Below are 14310 nucleotides of genomic sequence, written 5' to 3'. Positions count from 1 at the left end.
CACCTCAGGGGCGGCCCTGGGGCAGCGCCAGGAAGGCGGCCCAGGTGGCCGGGGTGACGCTGAGGTGGCCCCGGCCGGGGTCCTTGGAGTCGCGGACGTGGATGGCGGCGGGGCGGGCGGCGACTTCGAGGCAGGCTTGCCCGTCCTCGTCGCTGTAGCTGGACTTGAACCACTCAAGCGTGACGCTCTCGCTCATAGCTCTCCTAGCAACTGCTCCAACAGGTCCCTGGTGTGCTCGACGTTGAGGGCTTCCGCGCGCAGCTTTCCATACTTCTGTACGAGGACCGCCACCGAGTCCGGTTCAACGATCAGGTGGCTGCCACGATGGGTCTCCGTGTAGACGAGCCGCTGGTGTTCGGGGGTCTCCAGCACGATGAACGGGCCCGTGAGTGCGGCGGTGGAGGCATGGCGCAAGGGCAGCACCTGCAAGGTGAGGCCCGGCAGTTCGGAGCACTCGCGCAAGTGGCGCAGCTGCTCGGCCTGCACCCTCTTCCCGCCCAGGCGGGTGTGCAGCGCCGCCTCCGCCACCACGAAGCTGACGATCGGCGGGTGCTTGCGCCGGAGGAGGCCCTGGCGCGCCAGCCGTTGGGCGACGAGTTCCTCGATCCTCTTCTCGTCGAACGGCGGAATGCGGTTGCGGAACAGCTCGCGCGCGTACCCCTCCGTCTGGAGCAGGCCGGGCACCAGCATGGTCTCCAGCCACTCGATCACGACTGCCTCTTGCTCCTGGTCCATGAACTCTTCGGCGTACCGGGGAAGCAGGTCGACCTCCGGCATGTGCTCCACGGCGGTCTCGAACGTCCGGTGCGTGCCCAGCAGTTCGTCGAGCCGGATCGCCAGGTCCGGCTTCAGGAGCCGTCGGCCCTGCTCGATGGAGGCGATCTGGTCCTCGCTGAGGGCGAAGTGCTCGGCCAGGGACTTCTGGGTGTACCCGGCACGTGCTCGATGGAGGGCGAGCAGCGCGCCCACCATCTTCCTGGCTGAGGCGTTCTTCCGCGGTCGTCGCTTCGGTCTGCTCATGTGCTCTAACTCCCCGCGAGGGCGGCTGTGTTCACACGTCCAGCCCGTACAACTGATCTGTACGAGTTCGCGTACTGCACACCGAGCGGTGGAACCTGTGACTCTCGTCACGTGAATGCGGAAGCTCCCCCCACGCCCCTGCGTGAACGCCTCTACCGGCGCGAGCGGCAGTCGATCCCCGCGGCCCGGGCGTACACACGCGCCGTGCTCGCCGCCTGGGACATCGAGGATCGGGCGGACGACATCGCCCTCTGCGCAGGCGAGTTGACGACGAACGCCCTCGTCCACGGCGCCCCGCCGGGCCGCGGGTTCAAGCTGCGGCTGCTCCGCGTCGGCGGCACCGTGCGCATCGAGGTACATGACAGCGGCGGCGGCACGCCCCGGCTCGGCGGTGAAGGGGGCACCGGCGAGTCGGGGCGTGGCCTGCTCCTGGTGGCGGCCCTGGCCGACGCGTGGGGGGTCGCGGAGCGTCACCCCGGCAAGGTCGTGTGGGCCGAGTTCGCCGCAGGCGTCAGCGCAGCAGCTCCACCTCCGAGAGGCCGGCCCGGCCCCCGGTGAAGACCAGGCGGTACTTCACGTAGGAGCCGGGGCGGGCCACCGTGAAGGGACGGGTCTGCCGGTCCCAGGCGAAGGTCTGGCCGGCCCGCTTGTCGACGGTCTTCCACTTCTCCCCGTCGGGCGAGCCCTGGAGCACCCACCCGCGCGGAGCCTTCGCGGCGTCAGCCGAGGTGAGGGTGTACTGCACCGCCTTGGTGCGGGAGGAGACCGGCACCACCACGGAGGCCGCCTCGGCGTACGTCGACGAGGAGTTGTCGAACAGCTCGCCCCCGGCCCTGGTCGCGTCCTCGCGCGGCGAGGGAACCTTGTCGTCGTCCGTGACGGACACCGGCTGGGCGCCCTTGCCGGAGCCCCAGGCGGACGGCTTGGGGCCCATGTCGAATTCGAGGACCCCGCCCCGGGCGATCGCGCTGTGCGGCAGGGCGGTGGAGTTCCACTTCTTGCCGTTGACCTTGAGCCCCTGCACGTACACGTTCTTCGCGCTGTTCTTGGGGGCCTTCACGACGAGCGTGCCGCCGTTGTCGAGACGCACGGTCATCTTCTTGAACTGCGGGGAGCCGATCGCGTACTCGCCACTGCCCATGACCAGCGGGTAGAAGCCCAGCGAGGAGAACAGGTACCAGGCGGACTGCTCGCCGTTGTCCTCGTCGCCGTGGTAGCCCTGCCCGATCTCGCTGCCGGTGTAGAGACGGGACAGGACCTCGCGGACCTTCTCCTGGGTCTTCCAGGGCTGCCCGGCCGCGTCGTACATGTACGCGGCGTGGTGCGCGACCTGGTTGGAGTGCCCGTACATGCCCATGCGCACGTCACGGGCCTCCGTCATCTCGTGGATGACGCCCGGGTAGGAGCCGATGAACTCGGGGGACGCCGTCTCGGGCGTCACGAAGTACGTGTCGAGCTTCTTCGCCAGGCCCTTGCGCCCGCCGTACAGGTTCGCGAGCCCGCGCGAGTCCTGCGGGGCGGTGAAGGCGTAGCCCCAGGCGTTGGTCTCCGTGTAGTCGTGGCCCCACACGCGCGGGTCGAACTTCTCCGACGGGACGCGCCAGGCGCCCTTCTTGTCCTTGCCCTGGAAGAACCCGGCCTTGGAGTCGAAGAGCTTCACGTAGTCACGCGCGCGGTTGAGGAAGTAGGAAGACTCCTCCTTGTAGCGCTTGTCGCCCGTCTTCTTGTAGAGGGCCTGGCCCATCTTCGCGATGCCGTAGTCGTTGAGGTAGCCCTCGAGGGCCCAGGAGAGGCCCTCGTGCGTCTCGGACGGGGTGTAGCCGAGGAACGGCGAGGTGGCCATGCCCTTGCGGCCGTAGCCCGGCTTGTCGGGCGCGACCGTCGCGTTCTTCACGGCCGCGTCGTACGCCGCCTTCGCGTCGAAGCCCTTGACGCCCTTCACGTACGCGTCGGCGAACGCCACGTCCGACGACGTGCCGGTCATCAGGTCCGCGTAGCCCGGCGAGGACCAGCGCGAGGTCCAGCCGCCGTCCTTGTAATGCTGCACGAAGCCGTCGACCAGTTCACCCGCCTTCTTGGGAGTGAGGAGGGAGTACGCGGGCCAAGTCGTGCGATAGGTGTCCCAGAAGCCGTTGTTGACGTACGGCTTGCCCTCGACGATCTTGGCGCCGGTGTGGGTGGGGGTGTCCGGGTTCGGCTGCTTGGTGAACGGCGAGGCGTACTTGTACTTCTTGCCGACCTTCTCGAAGCCGGAGTTGGGGTACAGGTAGAGCCGGTACAGGCTGGAATAGAGCGACGTCCGCCGGCCCTCGCTCGCGCCCTCCACCTCGACCCTGCCGAGGATGTCGTCCCACTGCTTCTGGGCCCTGTCCTTGACCTTCGCGAAGGACGTGCCCGCCGGGATCTCCGCGTCCAGGTTCGCCTTCGCCTGGTCGACGCTGATCAGAGAGGTGGCCAGGCGCAGCGAGACCTCGCGGCCCTCGCCCGGCGAGAAGCGGAAGTAGCCGGTGGCATCCGTGGTGCCGCCGCCCTCCAGCTTGCCGCCGCCGGTGACGGGGCGGTCGAAGGTGCCGTACACGAACATGCGGGTCGCGCCCGCCGACAGGCCCGACTTCACGTCGGAGTAGCCGCTGACGATGCCCTTCTCCTTGTCGAGGGTCAGGCCGACGGCGTGCTTGGTGTCACCCGTCTTCTCGATGTTGTCGAAGATCACGCTCGCGTCGTCACCGGGATAGGTGAACTTGAACATCGCCGCGTGGTCCGTCGGCGTCATCTCGGCCTTCAGGCCGTTCTCGAAGGTCACGCCGTAGTAGTGCGGGCGTGCCGTCTCGTTCTCGTGCTTGAACGGCAGGGCGCGCCCGGTGCGGGACGCGTCCGGGGTGTCCTTCGCGACGGACGGCATGATCTGGAACGTCTGCCGGTCGCCCATCCACGGGCTCGGCTCATGGCTCGCGCCGAACGCCTGGAGCGTGGGCAGGTTTTCGTCGTTGTTGCGCCGCGCGTAGTCGTACAGCCAGTCGATGCTGCCCGCGTTGGTCACCGGCGTCCAGAAGTTGAAACCGTGCGGCACGGCCGTCGCGGGGAAGGTGTTGCCGCGGGAGAAGCCGCCGCTGGAGTTGGTGCCGCGCGTGGTGGAGGCGTAGTCCGAAGGATGAGCCTTGGGCTTCGGCGGCGCTTTCTCGGCCAGGGATATGTCGTCCACCCAGCCGCGGAACTTCACCGGGCCCTTCGGGGAGTCGTACGCGACGAGGATCCGGTCCACGGTCCTGCCCGCGGCCACCTCGCCGATCCGCGACGCCACGTCGTTCCACTGGTTGACGTACAGGATCTTCGCGTCGCCCTGCCCGCGCGGCGTGAGCGGGAAGCCGTGCTGGTCGGTGGCCTTCAGGTCGCTCAGATACGTGCCGTCGGTGAAGGCCAGGTCCACGGAGACGTTCGTGGCGTCGTACGGCGCCTTCTTGTACTCCTCGTCGTCCATCGACGGGAAGACCCGGTACCCCAGCTCGGTGTCCCGGCCCACCTTCACGTCCACGTCGAAGACCTTGTTGTACGAGTAACCACGCCCGTCGGCGGTGTGCGTGCCCGCGTAGCGCAGGGCCTGCTTGCCGGTGAAGCCCGCCCACGCCTTCGCCGTCGGCGACCCGGCGGGGCCCCGGTCGACCGCGCTCCGCATCTCCTCGGGCGGCACGGGGTCCGCCGAGCCGCCGACGGACAGCTGGAGGTCGGCGAGCTGGATCTCGCCCCCGCCGTTGTTGGCGGAGATGTCGAGCCGGAAGTGCGTGTACGCGGTGTCGTTCGCGAAGTCGTACGTCTTGGTCAGGAACCGCTCGCCGAAGGTCTCGCCCTCGCGCTTGTCGAGGTCCTTCCAGTCCCGGCCGTCCGTCGAGCCCTGGAGCGTCCAGCTCTTCGGGTCGCGCTGCGCGTGGTCGTTCGCGGACGTCAGCGCGTACCGCACCACCTTGGCGGGGGAGTCGAGCGTGAACTCCACCCAGCCGGACTTGGCGAACGTGAGCCACTTCGTGGACTTCTCGCCGTCGACGAGGTTCTCCTTCACCTCGCCGGAGCCGCTGTGCTCACCGCTGGCCCTGACACCCACGACCCGGTCGTTGACGCCGCCGGGTATCCCGGAGGTGAAGCCGCCGTTCACCCCGGCGGCGCGCTTCTTGCCGTCCGGGCCCGTCTCGACGGTGTTCACCCAGTCCGGCGCGGGCTGGCCCGCCTCGAACGAGGAGCTGAACTCCCGTTCCGCGCGCGGCGTCCGCTCGGGCCCCGCCACGGCCGCGCCCTGCGAGGCGGCGACCACGGTCAGGGCCGTGACCCCGACAAGGAGCCCCCCGCCCGGTCTGCGTCCCCGACGTCTGTACCCCATCCCCTGACTCCCTCCCTGCCCATCCGGACAACGTTGTCACGTGGCTGCGCAAGGACCAGTAGGGCGGCAAGTGGCGAGTGGTGTCAAGGGTGTTGTCCGCGCCGGGAGGCGCCCCCTGGGGGCGGGGGCGCCTCCCGGGCCGCCCCGTCAGCGGCAGAGGGCCTCGTCCACGACCTTGTCCATGCCGTCCCTGACCGCCTGGCCCGGCTGCGTGGTCACGGCGACGTTGACGGAGCGGACCGGCTCGCCGTGCTTCAGGACGACTCCGCCGCGGGTCTCGTAGCCCGTCATGCTGCCGCCGTGGCCCCAGTGGACGCCGCCGCACGACAGGGGCGTCTTCACCAGGCCCAGGCCGTAACCGGCCCCCTTGGGGAAGGGCTTCTCGGCAGGGACGGTCTTCTGCATCTGCTTGAGCTGGGGCTTCTTCAGCAGGCGCCCGTCCAGGAGCGCGGTGAAGAACCGGTTGAGGTCGGAGTTCGTGGACACCATCTGCCCCGCCGCCCAGGCCCAGGACGGGTCCCACTCCGTGGCGTCGGCCAGGGGCGCGCCCGGCGCGGACTGGTAGTAGCCCTGAGGGTGGCGCTCCCGGATGGTCGCGTCGCCGTGGGCGGGGAAGTAGGTGTGGCGCAGGCCGATGCGCTTGATGACGCGCCGGTCGATCTCGTGGGCGATCGAGTGGTGGGTGACCTTCTCCACGAGGAGGCCGAGGACCAGGTAGTTCGTGTTGTTGTACTCCCACTTCTCGCCGGGCTTGAAATGGGCCTCGTGCTTCAGGGCGCGGTCCAGAAGTTCGCGGGGTTCGTAGGGGTGGATGTCGTCGTCGAGGTAGTCGACGTAACTGGGCAGGCCGCTGCGGTGCTGGAGGAGCTGGCGGATGGTGATCTTCCGCCCGTCGATGCCGTCGCCGCGCAGGAGGCCGGGCAGATGGTCGTCGACCTTGTCGCTCAGCCGGACCTTCCTCTCGCCGACCAGCTGGAGCACGACCGTCGCGGTGAACGTCTTGGTGTTGCTGCCGATCCGCACCTGCCCGTCCCGGGGCACCTTCGCGCCGGTGGCGATGTCACCGACGCCCGCGGTGTACGTACGGGTGCGGCCCTCGCGGTCCGTCACGGTGGCCAGGGCACCCGGCGGAACGCCGTCCCCCACCAGGGCGTTCAGCCCCTTCTGGACGGGGTCCGGCGCGGCGGGGGAGGCCGTCGCCGAGGGGGCGAGGGCTCCGAGGGCCATGACCGCGGCGGCCGCCACGGACACGGACGGCACGAGCGAGCGCCGGACGCGGCGCCGCCGCTCGGACGGACGGGACCTCTGCCATGCCTGCGTGCGCATGAGTCAACTCCTCAAGGGGGTGGGGAAGTGGGTACTGGTCGGCTGGTACTTGTCGGCTGGTACTAGTCGGTCGGGCAGGTCAGGTCCCTGGCAGGGAGCCGGCCCGTGGTCAGGTAGCGCGTGGCGGCGTCGTCCGCGCAGGAGTTGGTGCCGTTGACGATGTGGCCCTCTCCTCCGGCGACGGTGACCATCCGGGAGCCGCGCAGGGCCCGGTGCATGGCCCGGGCACCGGCCAGGGGAGTGCTGGGGTCCCACGCGTTCTGCACGATCAGCGCGGGGGTCGCGTTGTCCACCTCGGTCGCGGGCTCGCTGCCGGGTTTCCAGAAGGCGCACGGCTTGATGCCGGAGGCGAAGTCGCCGGACAGCGGGTACCGGGCCTTGTCGCGGACCGCGTCGCGGCGGTACCGCTCCGGGTCGGTCGGCCACGACGCGCGGGTGTCGGCGCAGAGGACGGACCAGGCGGCGGCGGTGTCGTTGTCGGCGGGGAGGGGGGCCTGGGCCGGCGGGGTCGCCTTTACGGCCTCGGTCCGCTTCCCGGTCTCGGTCGCCTTTCCGGTCTCGGTCCGCTTCCCGGTCTCGGTCCCCTTCCCGGCCCCGGCCGCCTTCTTCAGCGCGGCGACCCACGCGGAGGCCTTCCGTACGTGGAAGAACTCGGTGCGCCGAGCGCGGATGCCGTCACCGGTGAGGGGCTGCCCGTCGACGGTGAGGGGCGTGCGGTCGGCCCGCGCGACCAGGTCCCAGAAGGTCTCGCGGACCTCGGCCGGAGTGGTGCCGAGTCCGTAGGCCGTGTGCCGCCGGGCGGCCCACCCGCTCCAGCGCGTGAAGGCGGGCTCGGCCCCCTCCGCCATCGCCTGGAACATGCCGCGCCCGTACCGCGCCGGGTCGGCCGCGCTGTCCAGCACGAAGCGGTCGACGCGCCGGGGGAACATCTGCGTGTACACGGCGCCGAGGTAGGTGCCGTAGGAGAACCCCAGATACGAGATCTTCTTCTCGCCCAGCACGGCACGGAGGACGTCCATGTCGCGAGCGGTGTTGCGGGTGGTGAGGTGCCGCAGTCCGGCGCCTCGCGCGGCCCGGCACTTGGCGGCCACCGTACGGGCCCAACGCACGTCCTTCGCGAAGCTCCGCGCCGCGTACGGGTGCTCCATCTCCTGTTCGCCGCGTGTCAGACCGCAGCCGACGGGGGAGCTGCGCCCGATGCCCCGCGGGTCGAATCCGATGAGGTCGTAGCGTTCGCGTACGGCGTCGGAGATGCGTATCGCCGGGTCGGCCGGCAGATGGAGGCCGGGCCCGCCGGGGCCGCCGGGGTTGAGCAGCAGAACGCCCCGGCGGTCCGCCGCGCTTTCCGCCTTCAGGCGGGAAATCGCGACGGTGGTCTTTTCGCCGCCGGGGGCGCGGTAATCCAGCGGCACCTTGAGGGTCGCGCACTGGAGGGCGGCCGGGCTCTCCATGTCGCAGCGCTGCCAGTGGAGCTTCTGCTGTGTGTACGCACGCAGCGGGTTCCGGGGCGCGGCGGTTCCGGAAGCGGAAAACGCCGTCGCGTGAGGAAGCGCGGAAAGGAAAGCCGCCGCGATACCGGCCGCCAGAAGAGCCGCTCTTCGCGTACTGCGCACCATGATGTCCCCTGCAAGTTCAACCGTTTCAGCAGCCGCCGTACGGTCGACCGCTCGGGGCAAGATCCTGGCTTTCGGGGGCGCGGCCGCACATCGCGGGAAAGCGGGAAAAGGTCCTCCCCCGATCGAGGGAGGCTTTCCGACGGGCCCTCGGGTGATACTGGCCGGACCATGTTGAGGGGAATCCGGCCGCTGCTGCGCGGCTCCACGTATCAGGGCACGCTTCTCGCCGTTCTCGGCGCTCTGGCGAGCCTTCCGCTGCTGCCGTTCGCCATGCTTTCGGCGTTGGTGTGGCCATCCGCGCCCTATGGCGTACAGGTCGCGCTGACGCTGGTCGTCTGGGCGGCGCTGCTGGGCGCGGTGGGCCTCGCCCGCCCCACGCGGCGGGTGCTGATCGCGGCGGCCCGCCGCCTGCTGCGGGTGCCGCTCCCTGACCCGGTGGCCGCGCGGGACGCCGCCGCGCCGTTCGGCGCCGACCGGCTGCGGCCCCCGCTCTGGCTGCTGCTCCACGTGGCGCTCGGCTGGGCGGGGGCGCTCGTGGGCGGGCTGCTGCTCGTCCTGGGCGTGAGCCTGCCGGGGGGCCGGCTCGGCGCCGAGGCGGAGCTGAGCCTGTTCGGCTGGTCGGCGCGGCCCGAGGAGGGCTGGGCGAGCTGGGCGGTGGGGCTCGGCTCCCTGCTCCTCGCGGCGGTCGTGTGCGCCCTGGTGACGGGCGCCCTGCGGTGGCTCGCGCCCCGGCTCCTCGGGCCCTCGTCGGCCGAGCGGCTCGCGCTCGCGGCCGAGCGGGAGCGGGCCCTCGCCGAGCGCAACCGCCTGGCCCACGAACTGCACGACTCCATCGGGCACACGCTCACGGCGACCACGATCCAGGCGGCCGTGGCGGGCGAGGTGCTCGCCGCCGACCCGGTCGCGGCACGGGCCGCCCTGCGCAGCATCGAGGACTCGGCCCGGTCCGCCCTCCAGGACCTGGACTACGTACTCGGCGTGCTGCGCGAGCAGGAGTCGCAGACGGCGCCGACCCGCACCCTGGCCGACCTGCCCGCCCTCCTCGACCGGCTGCGGCACGCGGGCGCGGTGGTGGAGCCCGACCTCTCCGGCGATCTGGCGCAGGTGCACGGGACGCTGTCCCGGGCCGCGTACAGGATCCTGCAAGAAGGCCTGACCAACGCGCTGCGGCACGGGGCGGGCGGCCCGATCCAGGTCCGCGTGGCGGCCACGCGGGAGGCCCTCGAACTCACCGTGGTCAACCGCGTCGGCACCGGCCACGGCACCTTCCCGACCTCCGGCCACGGCCTGCCCGGCCTCGCCGAGCGCGTCCGCCTGCTGCACGGCGAGATCGAGTCCGCCGCGGCCGGCTCCCACCACTGGCGCCTCACGGCCCGCCTCCCCGCACGGCTCCCGGCATGACCGCGTCCGCCGCGGGGGCGCAGGCGCCGGCGAGCCCCGGCGCCACCCAGGTCACCCTCCTCGTCGCCGACGACGACGCCGTGACCCGCAGCGGGCTGCGCTTGCTGCTCGCCGCGCAGCCGGGGATCGTGGTGGTCGGGGAGGCCGCCGACGGTGTCGAGGCCGTCGAGCAGGCGCGGGCGCTGCGTCCCGACGTGGTGCTGATGGACGTGCGGATGCCGCGGCGCAACGGGATCGAGGCCACCCGGCAGCTGCTCGCCGAAACGGCCGCGCCCCCGAAGGTCGTGGTGATCACCACCTTCGAGAACGACGACTACGTCACCGCCGCGCTCAGCGCCGGGGCCAGCGGCTTCGTGCTCAAACGCCTTCCGGTGCCGCAGATCGCGGAGGCGGTGCGCGTGGTGGCGGCGGGGGAGGCGATCCTCTTCCCCTCGGCGCTGCGCCGGATGGTCACCGCCCGCCCGCTGGGCTCCGCCGACGCGCTGCCGCACGCGGCCCTGACGGGCCGGGAGGAGGAGGTGCTGCGCCTGATGGCCACCGGCCTGTCCAACCCGGAGATCGCCGAGTCGCTCACGGTGAGCCTGGAGACGGCCAAGTCCCACGTCGGCAACGTCCTGACCAAGCTCGGCGCGCAGAACAGGACCCACGCCGTGGTGATCGCGTACGAATCGGGCCTGGTGGTACCGGGCTTCACCGGCTGACTGCCCGGCGCGGCGGCGAGGCGGCCGAGGCAGCGCCCGCGGTCGCCCCGCCCACCCCGGCCCGCCCGCGGTCAAGGCACAAGCGGCAGGCGGGAATTGGACTTTCCGAATTGGTCCGTACTATTCGGTGGCAGGCCCGCCATAAAGAGGTCTCAACTCGGAAAAGGTGGCTGCCCAAAGCTGCATTCGATCTTGCTTGCTCCGTGGCGAGTGGACTATACCTGTGCGCGTCCGCACGGCCCGTTCGGCAAGCCGTGGTTCGCCCTTCCGAGGGCCGCCGGACACATCCCGCACCATCGCACGACCCCAGCTTCACTACTCCGCGGTGCCGGGGAGGATCCGGTTCACCGCCTGAGTCCTGGAAGAGAGCGAGGACTTGAGCATGGGATCCACCTCTGGAAAGCCCGGTATGTCCGGCGTCGGCCGCCGCGACCTGATCAAGCGCGGCGCGGCCCTCGGCATCATCACCGTACCCACGATGAGCTTCCTGTCCGCCTGCGCCTCCGGCGGCGGCGATGACGACGAGAAGGCCAAGACGGTCAAGAAGACCAAGGACAACCCCTTCGGCGTCGCCAAGGACAACGACCTGGACGTCTTCATCTTCAAGGGCGGCTACGGCGACGAGTACGCCAAGGCCTGGGAGGCGTCCTTCGAGAAGAAGTACGGCGGCGAGGTCTCCCACAGCGGCGAGCAGGACGTCACCGGAAAGCTCCAGCCCCGCTTCAACAAGGGCAACCCGCCAGACGTCGTCGACGACTCCGGGTCGAAGAAGATGAAGCTCGACACGCTGTACAAGGACGGCCAGCTGACCGACCTCACCCAGCTGCTCGACGCCCCGTCCATCGACGACCCGAGCAAGAAGATCCGCGACATCATGCTGCCCGGCACCATCGAACAGGGCACGTTCGGCGGGAAGTTCCACGCGCTGTTCTACGTCTACGCGGCCTGGGGCCTGTGGTACTCCAACAAGCTCTTCAAGAAGCACGGTTGGGAGGTGCCCAAGACCTGGGACCAGCTCCTCGACATCATGAAGGACGCCAAGTCCAAGGGCATCGGCGGCCTCGCCCACCAGGGCAAGTACCCGTACTACATGAACATCGTGATCATGGACCTGATCGCCAAGACCGGCGGCATGGACGCCGTGAAGGCGATCGACAACCTCGACCCCAAGGCGTTCGTCGGCAACGACGCCGCCGAGCGCGCCATCGAGGCGGTCTACGAGATCGTGGAGAAGGGCCTGCTCATGCCGGGCACCAACTCCCTGGAGCACACCGAGGCCCAGACCAAGTGGAACGAGTACAAGGCGGTCTTCATCCCGTCCGGGTCCTGGCTGGAGAACGAGCAGGCCAAGCAGACGCCCGAGGACTTCGAGATGACGTTCCTGCCGCTGCCGCTGCTCGCCGACTCCAAGATGAAGCTGCACGCCGTGCGCGTCGGCGCCGACGAGCCCTTCATCGTGCCGTCCAAGGCCAAGAACGTCCCCGGCGGCCTGGAATTCCTGCGCCGGATGCTGTCGAAGGAAGGCGCGACCGACTTCGCCAAGAAGGCCAGTTCGCTCTCCGTGCTCGGCCCGGAGTACGTCGACAAGAGCGTCCAGCTGCGCCCCGGCATCAAGACCGCCCTCGCGGCCGTCGACAACTGTCCGGTCCCGGAGCGCTTCAACTTCCGCTACTCGGAGTGGTACGGCGAACTGGACGTCGAGATCCAGAACGCCACCGGTGAACTGATGGCCAAGCGCCTCACCCCGAAGAAATGGCTGGAGCGCTGCCAGAAAGCGGTCGACAAGGAACGCGCCAAGGGCACGGACAAGAACAAGAGGAAGTAGCCACGGGGTTTCAGGCGAGCCAGGAGCAGGGTGTCATGCATCGGAAAAAGTACCCGTTCATCGTGGGATTCCTCGTCCTTCCCGTCGGTCTCTACCTGCTGCTGGTGATCTGGCCCTACATCCAGACCATCAGCTATTCGTTCACCGACTGGAGCGGCGCCTCCCAGAAGTTCAGTTTCGTCGGGTTCGACAATTACAAGGACCTGGCCGAGGACGACGTCTTCCTGAAGGCGCTCCGGCACAACGCCCTGCTCCTGGTCTTCGTACCGACCCTGACCATCCTGCTCTCGCTGTTCTTCGCCTTCATGGTGAACGTCGGCGGGCGGGGCGGCGCGGGCGGTGTCTCGGGCGTGAAGGGCTCCGGCTTCTACCGGATCATCTTCTTCTTCCCGCAGGTCCTGTCCGTCGCGATCCTCGCCATCCTCTTCAAGGCGGTGTACCGCGGTGACGACTCGGGCCTGATCAACGGCAGCCTCCAGGCCGTCGGGCTCGGCGACAAGAACCACCCGACGGAGTGGCTGAACGACCCCGACCTGGTCCTGTGGTGCATCGTCTTCGTGATGATCTGGGCCGGGGCCGGCTTCTACATGGTCCTCTTCTCCGCCGCCATGCAGTCCATCCCGCGGGACATCTACGAGGCCGCGCTCCTCGACGGCGCCGGGCGGATCCAGACCTTCTTCCGGGTGACGCTCCCGCTGCTCTGGGAGACCATCCAGACGGCCTGGGTGTTCCTCGCGATCCTGTCCATGGACGCGTTCCTGCTGATCTCCACGCTCACGTCCCAGGACTTCGGCGGTGGCCCCGACCACGGCAGCGAGGTCATCTCGACGTACCTGATGCGCAACTTCCAGACGTACAGCAAGAGCGGTTACGCCTGCTCCATGGGCGTCGTGATGCTGCTGCTCACCCTGATCGTGTCCATCGTCACGCTGCGGCTCAGCCGCCGCGAGCGCATCGAGTACTAGGGAGGCGCGAGCGACATGACGGCTCCCGCGACACAACCCCCCGTCACCAAGATCGACGTGCCCGGTCAGCGCGGCGGCGGACGCGGCGGCCCCGGCCGCCGCGACGGGATGGAGGGCAAGACCCTCAACGCCTTCTCGCACGGCTTCCTGGTCCTGTGGGCGATCATGATCGTCCTGCCGCTCTTCTGGATCCTGCTCGGCAACTTCAAGACCGACTCGCAGATCAAGTCCAGCGCCTGGACCTGGCCCACCGAGTGGACGTTCGACGCCTTCCAGCGCGGCTGGGAGAAGGGCGTGGGCGACTATCTGCTCAACACCCTCATCGTGATGATCTTCTCGGTCCCGCTCACGATGCTGCTCGGCGCCATGGCGGCCTACGTCCTGGCCCGCTACGAGTTCTTCGGCAACCGGTTCCTGTACTACTTCTTCGTGGCCGGATCGATGTTCCCGGTGTTCCTCGCGCTCGTCCCGCTGTACTTCATGGTCGACCGCCTGGGCATGCTGAACACGTACCAAGGGCTGATCCTCGTGTACGTGGCGTACTCGCTGCCCTTCACCGTCTTCTACCTGTACTCGTTCTTCCGGACGCTGCCCACGGCCGTGCACGAGGCGGCGGTGATCGACGGGGCCTCGCACACCCGGGTCTTCTTCCAGATCATGGTGCCGATGGCGAAGCCGGGCCTGATCAGCGTCGGGATCTTCAACGTGCTCGGCCAGTGGAACCAGTACATCCTGCCGCTCACCCTCATGCAGAAGCAGAGCGGCGGCGACGAGGACCGCTCGATGCTCGCCCAGGGTCTGGTGAGCCTGATGAACCAGGGGAACTACGAGACCGACCTGCCCGCCCTGTACGCGGGCATGACGATCTCCATGATCCCGGTGCTCGTCGTCTACATGTCCTTCCAGCGGCAGGTCCAGTCGGGCCTCACGGTGGCCACCCTCAAGTGAGCCCGGCGCCCCCGAGGCGTCAACCCATCAAGTGAAGACGGAGCCCTCCGCGGGGGGGGGGGGGGGGGGGGGGGGGGGGGGGGCGGGGGGCGGGGGGGGGGGGGCTTGCAGCCCCCCTGCCGGGGATCGGGGGGTCACC

11 protein-coding genes are annotated in these 14310 nt (G+C 69.6%); 6 read left to right on the top strand and 5 right to left on the bottom strand.

The genetic code is table 11. From position 1 onward, the window contains the following. Positions 1-4 precede the first annotated feature (4 nt). Together AC07GB_RS35810 and AC07GB_RS35805 are read right to left on the bottom strand one after the other, a co-directional pair. A complete protein-coding gene (locus AC07GB_RS35810; protein WP_478853005.1) occupies positions 5-196 on the bottom strand; it encodes a DUF397 domain-containing protein in 192 nt (63 codons plus the stop codon). Then, the gene (locus AC07GB_RS35805) at positions 193-1020 is read right to left on the bottom strand and encodes a helix-turn-helix domain-containing protein (RefSeq protein ID WP_478853003.1); all 828 of its coding nucleotides are present in this window, start codon (positions 1018-1020) and stop codon (positions 193-195) included. Before AC07GB_RS35805 ends, AC07GB_RS35810 begins: the two co-directional genes overlap by 4 nt. A gap of 111 nt (positions 1021-1131) precedes the next feature. On the opposite strand from AC07GB_RS35805, the gene AC07GB_RS35800 reads away from it, so the two are divergent. After that, positions 1132-1578 carry an ATP-binding protein gene (locus tag AC07GB_RS35800; RefSeq protein ID WP_478853001.1) on the top strand — a complete coding sequence of 149 codons (447 nt, stop codon included), beginning with the start codon at positions 1132-1134 and terminating at the stop codon, positions 1576-1578. Here AC07GB_RS35800 and AC07GB_RS35795 read toward each other — a convergent pair. From AC07GB_RS35795 to AC07GB_RS35785, 3 genes are all read right to left on the bottom strand, one after another. Continuing rightward, positions 1532-5389 carry a GH92 family glycosyl hydrolase gene (locus AC07GB_RS35795; protein ID WP_478852999.1) on the bottom strand — a complete coding sequence of 1286 codons (3858 nt, stop codon included), beginning with the start codon at positions 5387-5389 and terminating at the stop codon, positions 1532-1534. The genes AC07GB_RS35800 and AC07GB_RS35795 overlap by 47 nt on opposite strands. A 147-nt stretch (positions 5390-5536) precedes the next feature. Beyond that, on the bottom strand, positions 5537-6715 hold the full coding sequence (locus AC07GB_RS35790; RefSeq protein ID WP_478852997.1) for a serine hydrolase domain-containing protein: 1179 nt from the start codon (positions 6713-6715) through the stop codon (positions 5537-5539). 62 nt (positions 6716-6777) lie between these two features. Further along, positions 6778-8166 (bottom strand): alpha/beta hydrolase, encoded by a 1389-nt coding sequence (locus tag AC07GB_RS35785; protein ID WP_478852995.1) that lies wholly within the window; start codon positions 8164-8166, stop codon positions 6778-6780. A 333-nt stretch (positions 8167-8499) separates the two neighbouring features. Between AC07GB_RS35785 and AC07GB_RS35780 the strand changes: the two genes are divergently transcribed. The 5 genes from AC07GB_RS35780 (at position 8500) to AC07GB_RS35760 (ending at position 14171) form a co-directional block, all read left to right on the top strand. After that, entirely contained in the window at positions 8500-9732 is a 1233-nt protein-coding gene (locus tag AC07GB_RS35780; RefSeq protein WP_478852993.1) for a sensor histidine kinase, read from the top strand. After that, entirely contained in the window at positions 9729-10433 is a 705-nt protein-coding gene (locus AC07GB_RS35775) for a response regulator transcription factor (protein WP_478852991.1), read from the top strand. The genes AC07GB_RS35780 and AC07GB_RS35775 overlap by 4 nt, the downstream gene beginning before the upstream one ends. Before the next feature lie 382 nt (positions 10434-10815). Beyond that, complete coding sequence (ngcE, locus tag AC07GB_RS35770) at positions 10816-12258, top strand: N-acetylglucosamine/diacetylchitobiose ABC transporter substrate-binding protein (protein WP_478852989.1); 1443 nt, start codon at positions 10816-10818, stop codon at positions 12256-12258. Positions 12259-12293: 35 nt separating this feature from the next. Beyond that, entirely contained in the window at positions 12294-13223 is a 930-nt protein-coding gene (locus AC07GB_RS35765) for a carbohydrate ABC transporter permease (RefSeq protein WP_478852987.1), read from the top strand. A gap of 15 nt (positions 13224-13238) precedes the next feature. After that, a complete protein-coding gene (locus tag AC07GB_RS35760) occupies positions 13239-14171 on the top strand; it encodes a carbohydrate ABC transporter permease (RefSeq protein WP_478852985.1) in 933 nt (310 codons plus the stop codon). Positions 14172-14310: the final 139 nt, after the last annotated feature.

The organism is Streptomyces sp. NPDC045778, from assembly GCF_056431945.1.
Note: the sequence above shows the minus strand (reverse complement) of the source record. Positions and strands in the feature narration are given on the sequence as shown.

Bases quoted from the DNA above. Each gene is read 5' to 3' on its own strand.
- AC07GB_RS35780 (WP_478852993.1), top strand. From the start codon at position 8,500: ATGTTGAGGGGAATCCGGCCGCTGCTGCGCGGCTCCACGTATCAGGGC.
- AC07GB_RS35790 (WP_478852997.1), bottom strand. From the start codon at position 6,715: ATGCGCACGCAGGCATGGCAGAGGTCCCGTCCGTCCGAGCGGCGGCGC.
- ngcE (WP_478852989.1), top strand. From the start codon at position 10,816: ATGGGATCCACCTCTGGAAAGCCCGGTATGTCCGGCGTCGGCCGCCGC.
- AC07GB_RS35775 (WP_478852991.1), top strand. From the start codon at position 9,729: ATGACCGCGTCCGCCGCGGGGGCGCAGGCGCCGGCGAGCCCCGGCGCC.
- AC07GB_RS35760 (WP_478852985.1), top strand. From the start codon at position 13,239: ATGACGGCTCCCGCGACACAACCCCCCGTCACCAAGATCGACGTGCCC.
- AC07GB_RS35795 (WP_478852999.1), bottom strand. From the start codon at position 5,389: ATGGGGTACAGACGTCGGGGACGCAGACCGGGCGGGGGGCTCCTTGTC.
- AC07GB_RS35785 (WP_478852995.1), bottom strand. From the start codon at position 8,166: ATGGAGAGCCCGGCCGCCCTCCAGTGCGCGACCCTCAAGGTGCCGCTG.
- AC07GB_RS35810 (WP_478853005.1), bottom strand. From the start codon at position 196: ATGAGCGAGAGCGTCACGCTTGAGTGGTTCAAGTCCAGCTACAGCGAC.
- AC07GB_RS35765 (WP_478852987.1), top strand. From the start codon at position 12,294: ATGCATCGGAAAAAGTACCCGTTCATCGTGGGATTCCTCGTCCTTCCC.
- AC07GB_RS35805 (WP_478853003.1), bottom strand. From the start codon at position 1,020: ATGAGCAGACCGAAGCGACGACCGCGGAAGAACGCCTCAGCCAGGAAG.